The sequence below is a fragment of the Streptococcus sp. 121 genome (genome assembly GCF_016458205.1).
Lineage (GTDB): Bacteria > Bacillota > Bacilli > Lactobacillales > Streptococcaceae > Streptococcus.
Genome location: NZ_JAEMED010000072.1, coordinates 1 through 2,492, shown reverse-complemented (window position 1 = coordinate 2,492; position 2,492 = coordinate 1). Strand labels below are relative to the sequence as shown.

Below are 2,492 nucleotides of genomic sequence, written 5' to 3'. Positions count from 1 at the left end.
TCAATAGACTTTAAATATGAAATCATAACATCCATAAAAACGCCCTCCTAAGCTAATTATAGGCTTAAGAGGTCGTTTTTACGAATATTTATCGGTTACTGAAAATTTTCAATAGGGAGTTTTCTTCATGCGTTTGTCGTGGTGCGCATTGGCTATTATACAAAAAAATCTCCAAATGGGTTACAATATGAGCTTATAGCCCTTGTCCAAGCTACTTGTTGGGTGGTTTGGATTTTTATCTATGAATAATTTAGGTTGAACATCCTAACCTACAACGATAATAATAAGGCTTAAAAATAGAGTTAACGTTAAATATAATTTACTTATTTTCATAAAGAACTCCTCTTTTCTTTTGTTACAGTATATACTATAGATATCTAAAAAAAAGGATATTCCCGTATTTGCTTAGTGGAGGTAAATTATGGAAAAAATAGGTAGACTTTTCAAAAAGTTTCGTACAGCCAGAGGTTTGCGCTTGAAAGATGTGGCAAAGTCAGGGATTTCTATCTCTCAATTATCGAGATTTGAAAAAGGTGAAACAGATTTAACAATTACTAAATTTATTGCTATTTTGGATGAGATAAATATGCCAATTGATGAATTTGTTTATGCCGCACATGATTTCCGTAGAGATGAGCTGAATGAAATTCTTCAACAAATAAAAATATTTGTTAGCACAAAAAATATTGCTGGCATGAAAAAATTATTAATTAGCCAAACTGAAAAAAGAGATACTAGGATCCTATTTCATAGTTTAAATTGTATTTTGATAAAAATTCGTCTCCAAGATTTAACTGGGGAGACGTATTATACAGATTCTGATGTTGCTTATTTAACAAACTATCTGTTTAGTGTTGACTATTGGGGACATTATGAATTACTTCTATTCTCCAATACTTTAGATGTACTTCAACATGAGACACTAATGCTACTATGTAGAGAAATGTATAATCGAACCAATTTTTACAAGGACTTACCCAATAATAGAAGATTAATTGCTTCTATGCTATTAAACGCCTATATTACTTGTGTTGAACGAAAAGAATATCTGGATGCTATGTATTTAGAAAAACAACTCAAAAATTCTTATTTTAATGATACAGAAATGTACGAGAGATTGATTTTTAAATATGCACAAAATCTATTGATATATAGAAAGGATGGGGATCAGTTAGCAGTGATCGAAATGAGGAAATGCATTGGGGTCATGAGACTTCTAGACTGTAATGTCCTAGCTCAACACTATGAAGATTTTCTTACCAAGTTAATAATAGAAAACGAGAACTAAGCATATATGGGAATTTTATTCGGAAAAGGTATCGGTGAAATATACTATAGTTGTAAGCTTACAAAAAATTTTTTTGAGGTGATATTATGATTTTAGAATTTTCGGATGAAGAATTACGACAAATGAATGAAATTGATAATCTAATGGAGCAAGAAGTTGAATTAGGAGACATAATTGTATGTCAAAAAACTATGCGCCGTAGATATTAGGAGGTTTTAAAATGGCGTATGAGGTAGTAAATGGCACATTAATTCCAATTAAGGAAAAAGGACAAATTAAAAAAATACCTCTTGATTCGATTTATTATAGAAATCTAACGGAAGATTATGCCTTGGTTATAAACTCTTTTAAAAATAAGATTTTGATTGTTGATGCAAGCTGTATTCGAAACAATATGCTTGAAATTAGTGAAGAGATGGAGGAATTATTAGTTACTCCAACAAGGTATCCTGATAGTTTTTCGGTAGACAATTTATATGATAATCAGAAGATATTAAATGCATACAATAGTATCTATATATCGTTTGCGATAACCTATTCATGTAATTTAAGATGTAGTTATTGTTTTCAGCAGCAATATAAATCGCTTGTTCGAAAACCGATTACTCTTGAAGAGTTGGAAGAAACATTGGCACAAATATCGATTCTAATTAGTGATAATCCAAAATTGAATATAAGCTTTGGTTTATTCGGAGGGGAACCTCTACTTCCTCAAAATGAACCTATTATTGATCGAATATTTCAGTACTGTGTTGAACACAAAATAAAGATAGATATTACAACAAATGGAATATTTTTACCTTTTTTTGCCAAAAAGCTTATAATTCATAGGGGTATTATCTCAGGGATTGCGATTACAGTTAATACTCTTCCTGAAAACTATGAAGAGGCTGTTAAAATAACAAAGGTTGCCAATAATACAAAAAAATTATTGAAGATTACACAGGTATTATTAGATTTTGGTTTGACTATTGATGTTGGAACAAATTTTGATAGGACAAATATTGATAATCTTATAAACTTATTTAATTACTTTAAGGAACATGGGTACTTTTCTAAATCGAATTTTTTCTGGAATGGATTTCAGTCAATATCTTGGACAGTTTTTGATAGAATTTTGTGCGTTCTAGGCGCCCCGTGGTTGCCTGGCCTCCTTTTTCTAGTTAGTATCTTTCAGAAACTAACTAGAAAAAAGAGGGTAAAT

Annotated in this window: 3 protein-coding genes; all 3 read left to right on the top strand. The window is 30.5% G+C overall.

Annotation, left to right across the window (positions count from 1 at the left end; translation table 11 throughout):
- The first annotated feature begins 421 nt into the window (after positions 1-421).
- Positions 422-1,288 carry a helix-turn-helix domain-containing protein gene (locus tag JEQ21_RS09650; protein ID WP_199365303.1) on the top strand — a complete coding sequence of 289 codons (867 nt, stop codon included), beginning with the start codon at positions 422-424 and terminating at the stop codon, positions 1,286-1,288.
- Between the two features lie 86 nt (positions 1,289-1,374).
- Positions 1,375-1,497, top strand: a complete 123-nt coding sequence (locus tag JEQ21_RS10160; protein WP_267904639.1) for a ryptide family R-Y-crosslinked RiPP peptide — start codon at positions 1,375-1,377, stop codon at positions 1,495-1,497.
- An 11-nt stretch (positions 1,498-1,508) separates the two neighbouring features.
- Positions 1,509-2,492: radical SAM protein (locus JEQ21_RS09645; protein WP_199365302.1), on the top strand; the 984-nt coding region annotated here is incomplete at its 3' end.